Here is a 13,751-nt window from a genome sequence, read left to right on the forward strand (position 1 = left end):
ATGCTGAAATGGCGGCGCGCCCTGTCGATGGCGGTACATAGCAGGCCGCTACTGAAAATCGAATGCGCTGAGGCCCGTCACCATCTCATCGAGCCCCAGCGGGCGCGTCAGCGGAGGTTCAGCGCGGGAGAGACAGGCCTGCCGCTCGCACAGCCGGCAGGCCGGCCCGATCTTCACCGGCGCCCGCTCCCCGCCGAGTGACCGGCCGTAGATCGTGTCCTTGGCATGGGCGATGTCGCAGCCGAGAAGGATCGCCGTGCGGCGGGGCCGCTCTTGAAAACCGGCGACGAGCCCGTCGACCGTGCGCGAGACGGTGAGGAAGGTCGCCCCGTCCGGCATCTCGACGGTTTCGACCAGGATCTGCCCCGGCTGGGAAAAGGCGGCGTGGAGGCCGAGCTTGGGGCAGCCGCCGCCGAAGCGCTGCACCGGAAAGCCCCGCGCCCCGGCCCGCCGAAAGCGGTTGCCGGCGTGGTCGACCTCCAGCATGAAGAACGGGATGCCCGGCGCGCTCTGGCGCTGCAGCGTGGTCAGCCGGCTCGCCACCTGATCGAACGAGGCCTGGAAGCGGCCGCGCAGGACGTCAATGTCGTAGCCCGAGCGCTCCGCCTCCGCCTGGAAAGCCGCATACGGCATCATCAGCGCCAAGGCGGCGTAGCGCACGAGTTCGTAGCGCGCGAGCCGCATCGCCTCGGCGCTGGAGAAGCCAAAACTTGCATTCTCCGCCGCGATGACCGGTCCAAGCGCCAGCAGCACCGCCTCCATCGCCACCTCCCGCAGCCGGTCGGCGGAGACGAGGCGTTCCGACAGGAAGAGGCGGCGCGAGTGGCGGTCGAAGCGGCGGCGCCAGTTGGGCATGGTCTGCACGGGCAGGATGCGCACCGAGATGTCGTGCTCGGCGCGCAGCCATGCCTTCAAAGCCGCCATCAGATCGTCGCCAGGGGAAAGCTGGCGGTGGAAGGCCTCGGCCGCGGTCTCGAGCGCCGCGATGTGGTTCGGGCGGGTCTCGAACATTTCCTGCACCTCGTCGATCGGCAGCCGCGCGCCGGCAAGACCCGGCTGCAAGCCGTCGCGGGCGAGGAGATCGGAAAGGTCGGTCAGCCGGCCGAGCTGCTCCTTGTAGGCCCGGTAGAGCTTGGCGATGCCCGCGGCGGCATTCGGCGCCGCCTCGGCGATCTCGACGAGTTCCTGCGGTCCCGGCAGTTCGCCGGCCAGCAGCGGGTCTGCGAACACCTCGCGCAGATCCGCCATCAGCCCGGCGCGCTCGCCCCCCTGGAGGTCGCTGAGATCGATCGCGAACACCTCGGAGAGTTTCAGCAGCAGTTGCACGGTGAGCGGCCGCTGATCGCGCTCGATGAGGTTGAGATAGGACGGCGAGATGCCGAGCCGCTCGGCCATGGCCGTCTGCGTCAGGGAGAGGCCGTTGCGCATCCGCCGGATCCGGGGGCCCGCGAAGATCTTGTTCTCGGCCATGATGCCCTCGCTGTGACAGTCTTGTCGGACCAGAGCGGCCCCGATCCATTGACAGCATTTACAACGTGACAGCCGGTGATTGTCAAAGCCGGTACAGGCTGACACGTTTCCCGCCCCTTTCCTGTAGGTGTTTCCTTGGGACGCGGAGCGCAATCTGTCACACCCTTCCTGTCCGACACCGTCGGAGCACGTTGATTGTGAGGATTGGCCATGACCGAATTTGACAGCCTTGTCCCCAGCGCCCCTGCAGGGCGTTTCGACCATGTCACCCGCCCCTATTCGGCCGATGTGGTGAAGCGGCTGCGCGGCTCCGTCCAGATCCGCCATACGCTGGCCGAGAACGGCGCCAACCGCCTGTGGCAGCTGCTGCACTCGGAGGATTACGTCAATTCGCTGGGCGCGATGACCGGCAACCAGGCGATGCAGCAGGTGCGCGCCGGGCTGAAGGCGATCTACCTCTCGGGCTGGCAGGTCGCGGCCGATTCCAACACGGCCGGCGCGATGTATCCGGACCAGTCGCTTTACCCTGCCAACGCTGCGCCGGAACTCTGCCGCCGCATTAACCGCACCCTCCAGCGCGCCGACCAGATCGAGCAGGCCGAAGGCCATCACTCAGTCGACACCTGGTTCGCGCCGATCGTCGCCGATGCCGAGGCCGGCTTCGGCGGTCCGCTTAACGCCTTCGAGATCATGAAGGCCTTCATCGAGGCGGGCGCAGCCGGCGTCCACTATGAGGACCAGCTGGCCTCGGAGAAGAAGTGCGGCCATCTCGGCGGCAAGGTGCTGATCCCGACCCAGGCGCATATCCGCAACCTCACCGCCGCGCGGCTCGCCGCCGACGTGATGGGCGTGCCCTCGCTGGTCATCGCCCGCACCGACGCGGAAGCGGCCAAGCTCCTCACCTCCGACATCGACGAGCGCGACCAGCCCTTCGTCGATCACGCGGCGGGGCGCACGGCGGAGGGCTTCTTCCACATCCGCAACGGTCTCGAGCCCTGCATCGCCCGGGCGATCGCCTATGCGCCCTATGCCGATCTCATCTGGTGCGAGACCTCGAAGCCTGATCTCGACCAGGCCCGGCGATTTGCCGAGGCGGTGAAGCGCGAGCACCCCGACCAGATGCTCGCCTACAACTGCTCGCCCTCGTTCAACTGGAAGAAGCATCTCGACGACGCGACCATCGCCAAGTTCCAACGCGAGCTTGGCGCGATGGGCTACAAGTTCCAGTTCATCACCCTCGCCGGCTTCCACCAGCTGAACTTCGGCATGTTCGAGCTCGCCCGCGGCTACCGGGATCGGCAGATGTCAGCCTATTCGGAACTGCAGCAGGCCGAGTTCGCGGCGGAGGCCGACGGCTACACCGCCACCAAGCACCAGCGGGAGGTCGGCACCGGCTACTTCGATGCCGTGTCGATGGCCATTTCCGGTGGCACATCCTCGACGACGGCGATGTCCGACTCCACCGAGCAGGCGCAGTTTCGCGAAGAGACGCCGCACCTCGCTGCCGCCGAATAGGCCACCGCCCGACCGCAACTTTCAGAACAGCCACATTCATCTTTTGGGAGAAAGACCATGAGCAGCGTCATCCAGGCCGACATCCGCCCCCGCACTCGCGTCAAAGAACGCGCCGAGGAGCAGTCCTCGTCGATGGACGAGGCGCAGCAAAGCGCCATCCGCATGCTGGCGAATGACCTCCACCGCCTCAACCAGTCCGTCATGAAGGCGGTGGAAGCCGGCGTCTCGGTCGAGCTCGTCCGCTCCGCCCGCCACCATTCCGGCAACGGCAAGTGGGGCGACCTTCTGATCCCGGTCATCGTCAAGACGGCGGACTGATTTCGTTACACTGCCGGCATCGGCGCTTGGGACGGCAGCGATCTTCCACGTCGTAAGAATGAACGGATGCGAAGGCCTCGCCGGCCTTTGCATCCGCTGCCGTTCTACTTCGATACAATAGCCCGCCTCAACGTATCATCAATGCGCGTCTGCCAGCCGGGCCCACCCGCCTTGAAGTGCTCGATGACTTCGGCGCTCAACCGCAAGGTTACCTGCCACTTGGAATGCGCCTGCGGCGGGAGCCCGCGCCGGATCAGCACCTCGCCGTGATAGAGATCGGCCCGGTCGAACATCTCGTCGGTCCACTCCGGCGCGTCGTCCGGATCAATCCATTCGCTGCCGGGCTCGGTTGGCTTCACGTTCATGGCAATACCTCGTGGAGATGAAGTGGCGCGCATCGTCGCGAGGGGTCCAGACCACCATGACGACGCGGCCGCCGAACAAGCCATAGGTCTTGAACCGCGCCTCACCATAGTCCCTGCGCGTGTCTTCAAGTGTCAGAACACGTCCTCCGAAAACCAATCCCGCGTCCGCGAAATCGAGCCCGCGCTCGCGAAGGGCTGTTTCCCGCTTTGCAGGGTCGAAGGTTACTCTTTTTCCATCACGCTAGCGATGATAACAAAGAGCGGCAACGCTATTGTAGCGGCAAAAGAGGCTTGGATTGATGCCCGACCAACCGCCGCGCCTTCCCCGTCCCGCCCCGGGCGTCTATGCTGTCCGGCATTCGAGCAGCCGCAGAAAGATCGCATGGCAGACCGCCCCAGGCCGACGCGCCCTGAACTGAGCACCCGACCGAAGATCAAGCGCGACAAGCTGAAGCGCCGGTCGAGCGATACCGGCAGCGCGCAGCCGTCTGTGCCAGCGGCCCCGCGCCGCGACCTTGGTCGCTTCAAGCTGGCCGAGGGCGAGCGGCCGGCCTTTCTCGACTCGAAGCGCGGCGTCGGATCGAAGGAAGAGGCCGTCGAGTGGCTGAAGGCACGCGGCATCGACGACATCGAGTGCATCACGCCCGATCTTGCCGGCGTTGCCCGCGGCAAGATGATGCCGGCCAAAAAGTTCACCGGCGACACCTCGCTGGCGTTGCCCTCGGCGCTGTTCATGCACACGATTTCCGGCGAATACCCCGAGGAGACCGGCGAGTTCCGCTACTCGCCGAACGACGGCGATCTGAAGCTGGTGCCGGACCTATCGACGCTCTCGCTGGTGCCCTGGGAGAGCGATCCGACGGCGCAGGTGATCTGCGACCTGGTCGACACCACGGGCGCTGCCGTCGGCTACACGCCGCGCAACGTCCTGAAACGGGTGCTGGCTCTCTATGAAAACCGCGGCTGGCAGCCGATCGTCGCGCCGGAGATCGAGTTCTATCTCGTTTCCAAGAACGTCGACCCCGACTATCCCCTGACCCCGCCGATCGGCCGGTCCGGCCGCCAGATCCAGAGCGGGCAGGCCTACTCCATCGGCGGCGTGAACGAGTTCGACGAGCTGATCGACGACATCTACCATTTCTCGGAGGCGCAGGGCCTCGAGATCGACACGCTGATCCACGAGGACGGCGCGGCCCAGCTCGAGATCAACCTGCGCCACGGCGCGCCGATCGAGCTCGCCGACCAGGTCTTCATGTTCAAGCGCACCATCCGCGAGGCGGCGCTGAAGCACGATATCTACGCGACCTTCATGGCGAAGCCGATCCAGGGCCAGCCGGGTTCGGCGATGCACATCCACCAGTCGGTGATCGACCAGCGCACCGGGCGCAACATCTTCAGCCTCGAGGACGGCACGCCCTCGCCGCTGTTCTACAACTTCATCGGCGGCATGCAGCGCTACGTGCCGGCAGCACTGATCATGATGGCGCCCTACGTCAACTCTTACCGCCGCCTGACCTACGGCATGTCGGCGCCTACCAACAACGCCTGGGGCTACGACAACCGCACCACCGCCTTCCGGGTGCCGACGTCGGATGCCGTTGCCCGGCGCGTCGAGAACCGCCTGCCGTCGTCCGACGCCAACCCCTATCTCGCGCTCGCCGCATCTCTCGCCTGCGGCTATCTCGGCATGGCCGGCGAATTGCAGCCGGGCCAGCCGACCGACCGGACCGCGAACGAGGACGGCGAGATCTCCTTGCCGCGCGGCCTGCTCGAGGCGGTCGCGGTTTTCGAGGGCGAAGCGGCCTTCCACGAGGTGTTCTCGCGCGAGTTCGTCGGCACCTATGCCGGCATCAAGCGCGGTGAGTTCGAGACCTTCATGCAGGTCATCAGCCCGTGGGAGCGCGAGTTCCTCCTTTTGAGCGTCTGATGTCGCCGTATCAGTCGCCGATCTCGCCCGGCCGTTCCTGGTACGAGGACTCGGTTGAGCGCCCGCGCTATCCCAAGCTCGAGGAGAGCCTCACCGTTGACGTGCTGATCGTCGGCGGCGGCTTCACCGGCCTGTCCGCCGCAACGCACCTGGCTGCCCGCGGCGTGCGCGTCGCCGTGCTGGAGGCGCATCGCTTCGGTGATGGCGCATCCGGCCGCAATGGCGGGCAAATGAACACCGGCCAGCGGCTCTGGACCTCGGAACTCGAGCCGCAATACGGCTTCGAGCGCACTAAGGCGCTGTTCGACCTTGCGGAAGAGGCGAAGGCGCATCTTCTGGATTTCGCCGAGACCCATGCGATCGATATCGACTACGCCCCCGGGCAGATGTCGGTCGCCCACCGGCAGCGTTTCGTCAAAGACTATGCCGCCTATGCCGACGATCTCGCGACACGCTACGGCTATCAGCACATCACCGTCATGGACCGGGCCGAGACCGCGGAGCGACTGGGGTCCTCGGCCTATTTCGGCGGGATCCGCGATACCGGCACCGGCCACATCCATCCGCTGAAACTGCTGGTCGGAACCGCGCGCGCGGCCGCCAAGGCCGGCGCCCTGCTGTTCGAGGAAACGCCGGTGGTCTCGCTGACCGGCGTCGGCGGGGTCCTCGCCACCACGGCGCGGGGCAGGATCCGGGCCGAGCGGGCCCTCGTCGCCACCAATGCCCATGGCGGCAAACTGAACGGCGAAATGGCCCGGCACATCATGCCGATCCGCTCTTTCATCGGCGCCACCGCCCCGCTCGCCGAGCCCGATCGCGTCCTGCCCGGCAACGAAGCGGTGGACGACTCGCGGTTTGTCGTCCGCTATTTCCGCAAGTCGCGCGACGGGCGCCTGCTGTTCGGGGGCCGCGAGGCTTATACCTCGGCGGCGAGCGACATCTCGGTGCACATCCGCCGGCAGATCGCCGAGATCTATCCGCACCTGAAAGATGTCGAGATCACCCACAGCTGGGGCGGCTCGGTCGGCATCACTCTGCCGCGCATGCCGTTCGTGCGCACCGTCGAGCCCGGCATCACTGCTATCGGCGGGTTTTCCGGCCATGGCGTGATGCTGTCGAACTTCACCGGCCGGCTCTATGCCGAGCGCGTCGCCGGCAACGAAGATCGGTTGGCGGTGCTGGAGGCACTCGACATCCCGGCCTTCCCCGGCGGGACGGCGCTGCGCCAGCCGCTGCTGTTTCTCGCCATGACCTGGTTCTCGCTGCGCGATCGCTTCTGAGCCCGGCGTCATGACGAGAACACGTTATGCGCCTACCTCGGCAGAAAGCCTGCAGACAGGTGCCCCTGGCATGATGCATGGGCGGCACTGGAAAGTTTCAATCGATTAGACTACCTCGTTCCCACGGGGGTTTAATGCGGCGCAGCATGCGCCCAGGAAAGGCGTCGATGACCAGCCAGATCATTCCGGTCGATGCGTTCGACTACATCGTTTTCGGCGGCAACGGCGATCTCGCCGAGCGCAAGCTGCTGCCGGCGCTGTATCACCGCGACCATGACGGTCAGCTTCCCCCGCAGGCCCGCATCATCGGCGCCTCGCGGACCTACATTTCCGACGATGACTACCGGGCCTTCGCCCGCGCAGCGATCACCGCCCATGTCAAGCCGGCCCATCAGAGCCCGGAGGCGATCGAGCGCTTCGTTTCGCGCCTGCACTACCGCGAGGTCGATGCGCGCTCGGACAAGGGCTGGGACGAGCTGAAGGCGCTGCTCGACGAGGCCGAGCCTGGCCGGATCCGTGCCTTCTACCTCGCCGTCGGGCCCGCTTTGTTCGGCGAGTTCGCCAGCCGCATCGCGGAAAAGGGCCTGTCAAGCGCCAATACGCGGCTGGTGGTCGAGAAGCCGGTCGGCCGCGACCTCGATTCGGCGCGGGCCCTCAACGACACCATCGGCCGGCACTTCAGCGAAGAGCAGGTCTTCCGCATCGATCACTATCTCGGCAAGGAGACGGTGCAGAATCTGATGGCGCTCCGCTTTGCCAACATGCTCTACGAGCCGGTGTGGAAGTCCGGCTACATCGACCACGTGCAGATCACGGTGGCCGAGGAAGTCGGCCTCGAGGGCCGGACCAGCTATTACGACAAGGCTGGCGCGCTGCGCGACATGGTGCAGAACCACATCCTGCAGCTGCTCTGCCTCGTCGCGCTCGAGCCGCCCTCGGCCATGAACGCCGACGCGCTGCGCGACGAGAAGCTGAAGGTGCTGCGGGCGCTGCGCCCAATCACCGCCGCCAATGTCGAGCAGCGGACCGTGCGCGGCCAATACAAGGCAGGCGCTTCCGGCGGTGCCGCGGTGAAGGGCTACATCGAGGATTTGGCGAACGGCGAGAGCGACACCGAGACCTTCGTCGCGCTGAAGGTCGAGATCGGCAACTGGCGCTGGGCCGGCGTGCCCTTCTACCTCCGCACCGGCAAGCGCCTGTCGAACCGGATGTCGGAGATCGTCGTCACCTTCCGCCCGATCCCGCATTCGATCTTCGATTCCAGCGCCGGCAACGTGGTGCAGAACCAGCTCGTCATGCGCCTGCAGCCCGACGAGGGCGTCAAGCAGTGGCTGATGATCAAGGATCCTGGCCCCGGCGGCATGCGCCTGCGCCATGTTCCGCTGGACATGAGCTTTGCCGAGTCGTTCCATACGCGAAACCCGGACGCCTATGAGCGGCTGCTGATGGACGTGATCCGTGGCAACCAGACGCTGTTCATGCGGCGCGACGAGGTCGAGGCGGCCTGGGAATGGGTCGATCCGATCCTCAAGGCCTGGGAAGAGAAGTCCGTGAAGCCGCAAGGCTACACGGCTGGAACCTGGGGCCCGTCCTCCTCCATCGCGCTGATCGAGCGCGATGGTCGGACCTGGCACGAGCCGGACTGACGGGCGCTCCGGTCCGCCGCCGGCATGGCGCGACGTCCGCCGTCTCGCGCCGCCGCGACGGCTGTCAGCCTGAACTTGTCGATACCGTCAGGGCCCATCTGAAAGGACGCGAAGTGCTTCACCGATATCCTTCCCGCCAGATGCTGGCGGAAGCTTTGGCGACGGGCGTCGCCGCCGTGCTCGCCGGGGGCATCGCGACCCGCGGCTCGGCAAGCTTTGCCGTTTCCGGCGGCTCGACGCCGCTGCTGTTCCTCGAAACCCTTGCGGCGACCGAACTCGACTGGAAGGCCGTTACGGTGACCTTGGTCGACGAACGCTGGGTCCCCGACTCCCATTCCCGTTCGAACACCGCCTTCCTGAAGCGGCATTTCCTGAAAGGCCCGGCGGCCGCAGCGCATTTCGAGCCGCTCTACGAGGAAGCCGACACGCCGGAGGATGTGCTGCCCGAGCTCCAGTCGCGGCTCGGCGGCCTCGCTCGGCCGCTCGATGCGGTGGTGCTCGGCATGGGCACGGACGGCCACACCGCATCGTTCTTCCCGAACGGCGACAACCTCGTCGCCGCGCTCGATCCGCAGAACCCGCGGGCGGTGTCGGTGATCCGGGCCGAGGGCGCCGGCGAGCCGCGCGTCACCTTGACCTTGCCGCGGCTGGTTGAGGCCCGCTTCCTCGCCTTGCACATCGAGGGAACGGAGAAGGCACGCGTCCTGTCCAGCGCGCAGCAGGCCGGCTCCGAGCTGGACCTTCCCATCCGCGCAGTCCTTCGGGCCCCGCGCGAACACCCGCTCCAGATCTTCTGGGCCCCCCTTCCCCAAGACGAGGCTTGAGCGCCATGACCGTGGACCGCCGCATCGACGAGATCACCGACCGCATCCGCGAGCGTTCGCACCGCAGCCGCGACCTCTATCTCAGCCGCATCACGGCGAAGGGCGCCGAGGGGCCGAAGCGCTCGACGCTGTCCTGCGGCAACCTTGCGCATGGCTTCGCCGCCTGCGGACCGACCGACAAGCAACGCCTGTCGGACAGCCAGACCCCCAATCTCGGCATCATCACCGCCTATAACGACATGCTGTCGGCGCATCAGCCATTCGAGCACTACCCCGAGATGATCCGCCAGACGGCGCGCGAGGTTGGCGCGACCGCGCAGGTCGCCGGCGGGGTGCCGGCAATGTGCGACGGCGTCACCCAAGGCAAGGCTGGCATGGAGCTCAGCCTGTTCTCGCGCGACGTCATCGCCATGTCGGCGGCCGTCGGCCTCAGCCACGACATGTTCGATTCCGTCGTCTATCTCGGCGTCTGCGACAAGATCGTGCCGGGCCTCACCATCGCCGCTTTGACTTTCGGCCATCTGCCCGCGATCTTCGTCCCTGCCGGCCCGATGACCACCGGCTTGCCGAACGACGAGAAGAGCCGCATCCGGCAGCTCTACGCCGAGGGCAAGGTCGGGCGCGACGCCCTTTTGGAGGCGGAGTCGAAGTCCTATCACGGGCCGGGCACCTGCACCTTCTACGGCACCGCCAATTCCAACCAGATGCTGATGGAGATCATGGGCCTCCACATGCCGGGCGCCTCCTTCATCAACCCCGGCACCCCGCTGCGGGACGCGCTGACCCGCGAGGCGACGCGTCGGGCGCTGGCGATCACCGCCCTCGGCAACGAGTACACGCCCGCCGGCCTCGTCGTCGACGAGCGGGCTGTGGTCAACGGCGTCGTCGGCCTCCATGCCACCGGCGGCTCGACCAACCACACCTTGCACCTGGTGGCGATGGCGGCGGCCGCCGGCATCAAGCTGACCTGGCAGGACATCTCCGACCTTTCCGACGTCACGCCGCTCCTCGCGCGGGTCTATCCGAACGGTCTTGCCGACGTGAACCACTTCCAAGCGGCTGGCGGCATGGGCTTCCTGATCCGCGAACTGCTGGACCACGGACTGCTGCACGACGACGTCCGCACGTCGTTCGGCACCGGCCTTCGCGCCTATACGGTCGAAGCAAGGCTGGGAGCCGACGGCGCCGTCGCACGTCATCCCGCCCCGGCCGAGAGCGGCGACCCGAAGGTGCTGACGACCGGCGACAAGCCGTTCTCCGGGAATGGTGGGCTGAAGATGCTGCAGGGCAACATGGGCCAGGCGGTGATCAAGGTTTCTGCGGTGAAGCCGGAACGCCGGACGGTCGAAGCGCCGGCTAAAATCTTCCACGACCAGCACGAGCTTCTTGCCGCCTTCAACGCCGGCACGCTCACCGGGGATTTCATTGCGGTTATGCGCTTCCAGGGGCCGCAGTCCAACGGCATGCCGGAACTGCACAACCTGACCCCCTTGCTCGGCGTCTTGCTGGATCGCGGACAGAAGGTCGCGCTGGTGACCGACGGCCGCATGTCGGGCGCATCGGGCAAGGTGCCTGCGGCGATCCATGTGACGCCCGAAGCGAAGGCGGGCGGCATGATCGGCAAGATCTGCGAAGGCGACCTCATTCGGCTCGACGCCGAGGCTGGGACGCTCGAAATCCTCGTACCGGCAACGGAACTGGCGTCGCGCCAGACGGCCGAGGCAGACCTTTCCGGAAATGATTTCGGCCTGGGACGCGAATTGTTTGCGCCGTTCCGGAACTCGGTGGGTGCGGCCAGCGAAGGCGCGAGCGTGTTCGCCGCGTGACACCTCGGCTACGAGTTTTCGTGGCCGGCGCAGTATCCTTTACGCATTCGCAACATCGATGATAGCTTGGTCCCTATCGATGCTGCGGAAAATGAGCGCAGGCAAGCGAGAGGCCTCGTCTATGTTCGCTACGTTAATGGCGAGGTTTTCAAAGCTCCCGCGCGGTTCCTTGCGGTCCCTCGGCGTGGTGCACGACGTCGTCGCCGCTGGCTTCTCGATCACCCTGTCGCTCGGGCTCGCCTGGGGGCTGACCCCGTTGTTCACGATGTGGCAGCTCTGGGCGATGATCGCCGCCTTCACCTGCCTCAGCGCCGCGATGTTCCCGCTGTTCTCGCTGAACCGCGGCGCTTGGCGCTATGCGTCGCTGCTCGACGTCCTGTCGATCGTCAAGGTCGTCAGCATCGTCTGCGTGGTGTTCCTGCTCGGCAACTTCCTTCTGTTCCGCGGCGAGTATTTGCCGCGCTCGACCATGGTCATCACCTGGTTCGTCATGGTCGTCGCCCTCGGCGGCCCGCGCCTCGCCTATCGTCTCTACCGTGAGCGCGGATCCTCGCTGCGCGTTGACCCGACCAAGCTGCCGGCCACCGTCGACAACCTCCTGCTGTTCGGCTTCAACGATCAGGCAGACCTCTTCATCCGCAACGAGCGGCGCAGCCATCTGCAGTCGCGCATCGTCGGGATCGTCGACGAGCGACCGAAGAATCAGCGCCGCCGCCTGCATGGCACCAGTGTCCTCGGCTCGCTGCGCGACTTGCCCGCGATCATCCAGCGGGCGGCGCTTGCGGCGCGGCCGATCACGCAGATCATCGTCACCGCCACCGACGCCTCGGCGAACGAGCTCGCCGCCGTGGTCGAGCGGGCGGCCCCGTTCAAGATCGCGGTGAAGCGCCTGCCGGACATTTCACGCACCGGCAAGATCGACGACAGCATCCCGATCGAGCCGCTGCCGATCCTGCTTGAGGATCTGCTCGGCCGGATGGAGGTCAAGCTCGACATCCGCGAGGTCGCCAAGCTGATCAACGACCGCTGCGTCGTTGTCACCGGCGCGGGCGGTTCGATCGGCTCCGAACTCGTGCGCCAGATCGCCCAGTTCCAGCCGAGCCGCCTGGTCCTCCTCGATAACAACGAGTTTAACCTCTACTCGATCGATCGCCAGATCGCGCAGGAATACCCCTCCGTGCGGACCTTCGCGCGTATTGCCGACGTCCGGCAGAGCGACCGGATCGGCGCCCTGTTCAGCCAGTTCGAGCCGGAGATCATCTTCCACGCCGCCGCGCTGAAGCATGTTCCGATCGTCGAGGAAAACCCGATAGAGGGTATCGAGACCAACCTCATCGGTACCCGCAATGTCGCCAATGCGGCGCTGGCCTGCGGCGCCAGCGCTATGGTGATGGTATCGACCGACAAGGCCGTCAGCCCGACCAGCATCATGGGCGCGACCAAGCGTGCGGCGGAAGCCTACTGCCAGGCCCTCGACCTCGCCCAGACCGGCACGCGCTTCATGACCGTCCGCTTCGGCAACGTGCTCGGCTCGACCGGCTCGGTCATTCCGCTGTTCAAGGCGCAGCTGCAGCGCGGCGGGCCGCTGACGGTGACCCACCCCAACATCACCCGCTATTTCATGACCATCCCCGAAGCGTCGCGGCTGATCCTGCACGCCGCCGGCCACGGCATGTCGGCCCATACCGCGCAGGGCCAGATCTTTGTCCTGGACATGGGCGAGCCGATTCGCATCACAGAGCTTGCCGAACGCCTCATCCAGCTCGCGGGCCTCAGGCCCCATGTCGACATCAAGATCGACTACATCGGCCTCAGGAAGGGCGAAAAGCTCTACGAGGAGCTGTTCAGCGACGGCGAGAAGATCGAGAAGACCGGCCGCCCGGGCCTCCTGGTGGCGCACACGCGCGTCAGCGATCCCGCAATGCTCAAGCGCAACCTCGATGCGATCCAGCAGGCGGTGGCGCAGGGACAGCCGCAGCGCGCCATCGAGCTCCTGTGCCACATCGTGCCGGAATACGTGAAGCCGCAGCGCGACCTGCTCGTCGAGCAGCACGCGGCGATGAAAAGCCTGACGACGCTCGACCCGTAGGTCGCCTGTCGCGACGGGGCAGAGCCCTTTCAGGACCGGACGTTAGAATCACGGCTGGCGGCAACCAGCGATGCCGTTGAGACGGACCGCCCCCTCCCCTTCTAGCCTCCCACTCCCGCAGCAGCCAATCAACTCCGCCACCGGTCACCGAGCCCGGTCAAACGGACAGCGCGCACAAAAAAGCCCGGCTTTCGCCAGGCTCTTTCGTCGTCTGATAGCGTTGAAGCCTAGAGGCCGAGGCCTTCGAACCGCTTCTTGAACCGGGAAACGCGGCCGCCGCGGTCCATCAGCTGCTGGTTGCCGCCGGTCCAGGCCGGGTGGCTGGTCGGGTCGATGTCGAGGTTCATCTTGTCGCCCTCTTTGCCCCAGGTCGAGCGGGTCTGGTATTCCGTACCGTTCGTCATCACGATCGTGATGGCGTGGTAGTTCGGATGAATCTTCTCTCTCATCGGTTTTCCCTGTTGCGCTTCCGCCCTCGGCATCCGGTTTTC

General features: G+C 66.2%; 11 protein-coding genes and 1 pseudogene. 8 read left to right on the forward strand and 4 right to left on the reverse strand.

The window, feature by feature from the left end; genetic code table 11:
- Window positions 1-48: 48 nt before the first annotated feature.
- A complete protein-coding gene (locus ACZLZY_RS08485) occupies window positions 49-1,470 on the reverse strand; it encodes a helix-turn-helix domain-containing protein (RefSeq protein WP_472933793.1) in 1,422 nt (473 codons plus the stop codon).
- A gap of 210 nt (window positions 1,471-1,680) precedes the next feature.
- Between ACZLZY_RS08485 and aceA the strand changes: the two genes are divergently transcribed.
- Both aceA and ACZLZY_RS08495 read left to right on the forward strand, forming a co-directional pair.
- A complete protein-coding gene (gene aceA / locus ACZLZY_RS08490; RefSeq protein ID WP_472933794.1) occupies window positions 1,681-2,985 on the forward strand; it encodes an isocitrate lyase in 1,305 nt (434 codons plus the stop codon).
- A 57-nt stretch (window positions 2,986-3,042) separates the two neighbouring features.
- On the forward strand, window positions 3,043-3,303 hold the full coding sequence (locus tag ACZLZY_RS08495; protein WP_472933795.1) for an SMc00767 family acetate metabolism repressor: 261 nt from the start codon (window positions 3,043-3,045) through the stop codon (window positions 3,301-3,303).
- A gap of 104 nt (window positions 3,304-3,407) precedes the next feature.
- Here the strand turns inward: ACZLZY_RS08495 and ACZLZY_RS08500 are convergent, their stop codons facing one another.
- Together ACZLZY_RS08500 and ACZLZY_RS08505 are read right to left on the reverse strand one after the other, a co-directional pair.
- The gene (locus ACZLZY_RS08500) at window positions 3,408-3,668 is read right to left on the reverse strand and encodes a BrnA antitoxin family protein (RefSeq protein ID WP_472933796.1); all 261 of its coding nucleotides are present in this window, start codon (window positions 3,666-3,668) and stop codon (window positions 3,408-3,410) included.
- Window positions 3,628-3,828, reverse strand: a pseudogene (locus tag ACZLZY_RS08505) (BrnT family toxin); the annotation flags it as partial. The gene ACZLZY_RS08500 and the pseudogene ACZLZY_RS08505, both read right to left, overlap by 41 nt.
- A gap of 222 nt (window positions 3,829-4,050) precedes the next feature.
- Here ACZLZY_RS08505 and ACZLZY_RS08510 point away from each other — a divergent pair.
- The 6 genes from ACZLZY_RS08510 to ACZLZY_RS08535 all read left to right on the forward strand — a co-directional run bounded on the left by ACZLZY_RS08510 (window position 4,051) and on the right by ACZLZY_RS08535 (window position 13,260).
- Complete coding sequence (locus ACZLZY_RS08510; RefSeq protein WP_472933797.1) at window positions 4,051-5,595, forward strand: glutamine synthetase family protein; 1,545 nt, start codon at window positions 4,051-4,053, stop codon at window positions 5,593-5,595.
- Window positions 5,595-6,875 carry an NAD(P)/FAD-dependent oxidoreductase gene (locus tag ACZLZY_RS08515; RefSeq protein WP_472933798.1) on the forward strand — a complete coding sequence of 427 codons (1,281 nt, stop codon included), beginning with the start codon at window positions 5,595-5,597 and terminating at the stop codon, window positions 6,873-6,875. Before ACZLZY_RS08510 ends, ACZLZY_RS08515 begins: the two co-directional genes overlap by 1 nt.
- Window positions 6,876-7,042: 167 nt before the next feature.
- Window positions 7,043-8,521: a glucose-6-phosphate dehydrogenase gene (gene zwf, locus ACZLZY_RS08520; RefSeq protein ID WP_472933799.1), complete on the forward strand. Its 1,479-nt coding sequence runs from the start codon at window positions 7,043-7,045 to the stop codon at window positions 8,519-8,521.
- Window positions 8,522-8,634: 113 nt separating this feature from the next.
- Window positions 8,635-9,345, forward strand: coding sequence for a 6-phosphogluconolactonase (pgl, locus tag ACZLZY_RS08525; protein ID WP_472933800.1), 711 nt, complete (start codon window positions 8,635-8,637; stop codon window positions 9,343-9,345).
- 5 nt (window positions 9,346-9,350) lie between these two features.
- Window positions 9,351-11,171: a phosphogluconate dehydratase gene (gene edd, locus ACZLZY_RS08530; RefSeq protein WP_472933801.1), complete on the forward strand. Its 1,821-nt coding sequence runs from the start codon at window positions 9,351-9,353 to the stop codon at window positions 11,169-11,171.
- Between the two features lie 169 nt (window positions 11,172-11,340).
- Entirely contained in the window at window positions 11,341-13,260 is a 1,920-nt protein-coding gene (locus ACZLZY_RS08535; protein ID WP_472933802.1) for a polysaccharide biosynthesis protein, read from the forward strand.
- A 227-nt stretch (window positions 13,261-13,487) separates the two neighbouring features.
- Here the strand turns inward: ACZLZY_RS08535 and rpmE are convergent, their stop codons facing one another.
- Complete coding sequence (gene rpmE / locus ACZLZY_RS08540) at window positions 13,488-13,709, reverse strand: 50S ribosomal protein L31 (protein ID WP_472933803.1); 222 nt, start codon at window positions 13,707-13,709, stop codon at window positions 13,488-13,490.
- Between the last annotated feature and the right edge of the window lie 42 nt (window positions 13,710-13,751).

Source organism: Mesocryomonas lacus, assembly GCF_055730135.2.

What these genes read in the sequence shown, in the direction of transcription:
- ACZLZY_RS08485 (WP_472933793.1), bottom strand. Translation starts at nt 1,470, where the DNA reads ATGGCCGAGAACAAGATCTTCGCGGGCCCCCGGATCCGGCGGATGCGC.
- aceA (WP_472933794.1), top strand. Translation starts at nt 1,681, where the DNA reads ATGACCGAATTTGACAGCCTTGTCCCCAGCGCCCCTGCAGGGCGTTTC.
- ACZLZY_RS08495 (WP_472933795.1), top strand. Translation starts at nt 3,043, where the DNA reads ATGAGCAGCGTCATCCAGGCCGACATCCGCCCCCGCACTCGCGTCAAA.
- ACZLZY_RS08500 (WP_472933796.1), bottom strand. Translation starts at nt 3,668, where the DNA reads ATGAACGTGAAGCCAACCGAGCCCGGCAGCGAATGGATTGATCCGGAC.
- ACZLZY_RS08510 (WP_472933797.1), top strand. Translation starts at nt 4,051, where the DNA reads ATGGCAGACCGCCCCAGGCCGACGCGCCCTGAACTGAGCACCCGACCG.
- ACZLZY_RS08515 (WP_472933798.1), top strand. Translation starts at nt 5,595, where the DNA reads ATGTCGCCGTATCAGTCGCCGATCTCGCCCGGCCGTTCCTGGTACGAG.
- zwf (WP_472933799.1), top strand. Translation starts at nt 7,043, where the DNA reads ATGACCAGCCAGATCATTCCGGTCGATGCGTTCGACTACATCGTTTTC.
- edd (WP_472933801.1), top strand. Translation starts at nt 9,351, where the DNA reads ATGACCGTGGACCGCCGCATCGACGAGATCACCGACCGCATCCGCGAG.
- rpmE (WP_472933803.1), bottom strand. Translation starts at nt 13,709, where the DNA reads ATGAGAGAGAAGATTCATCCGAACTACCACGCCATCACGATCGTGATG.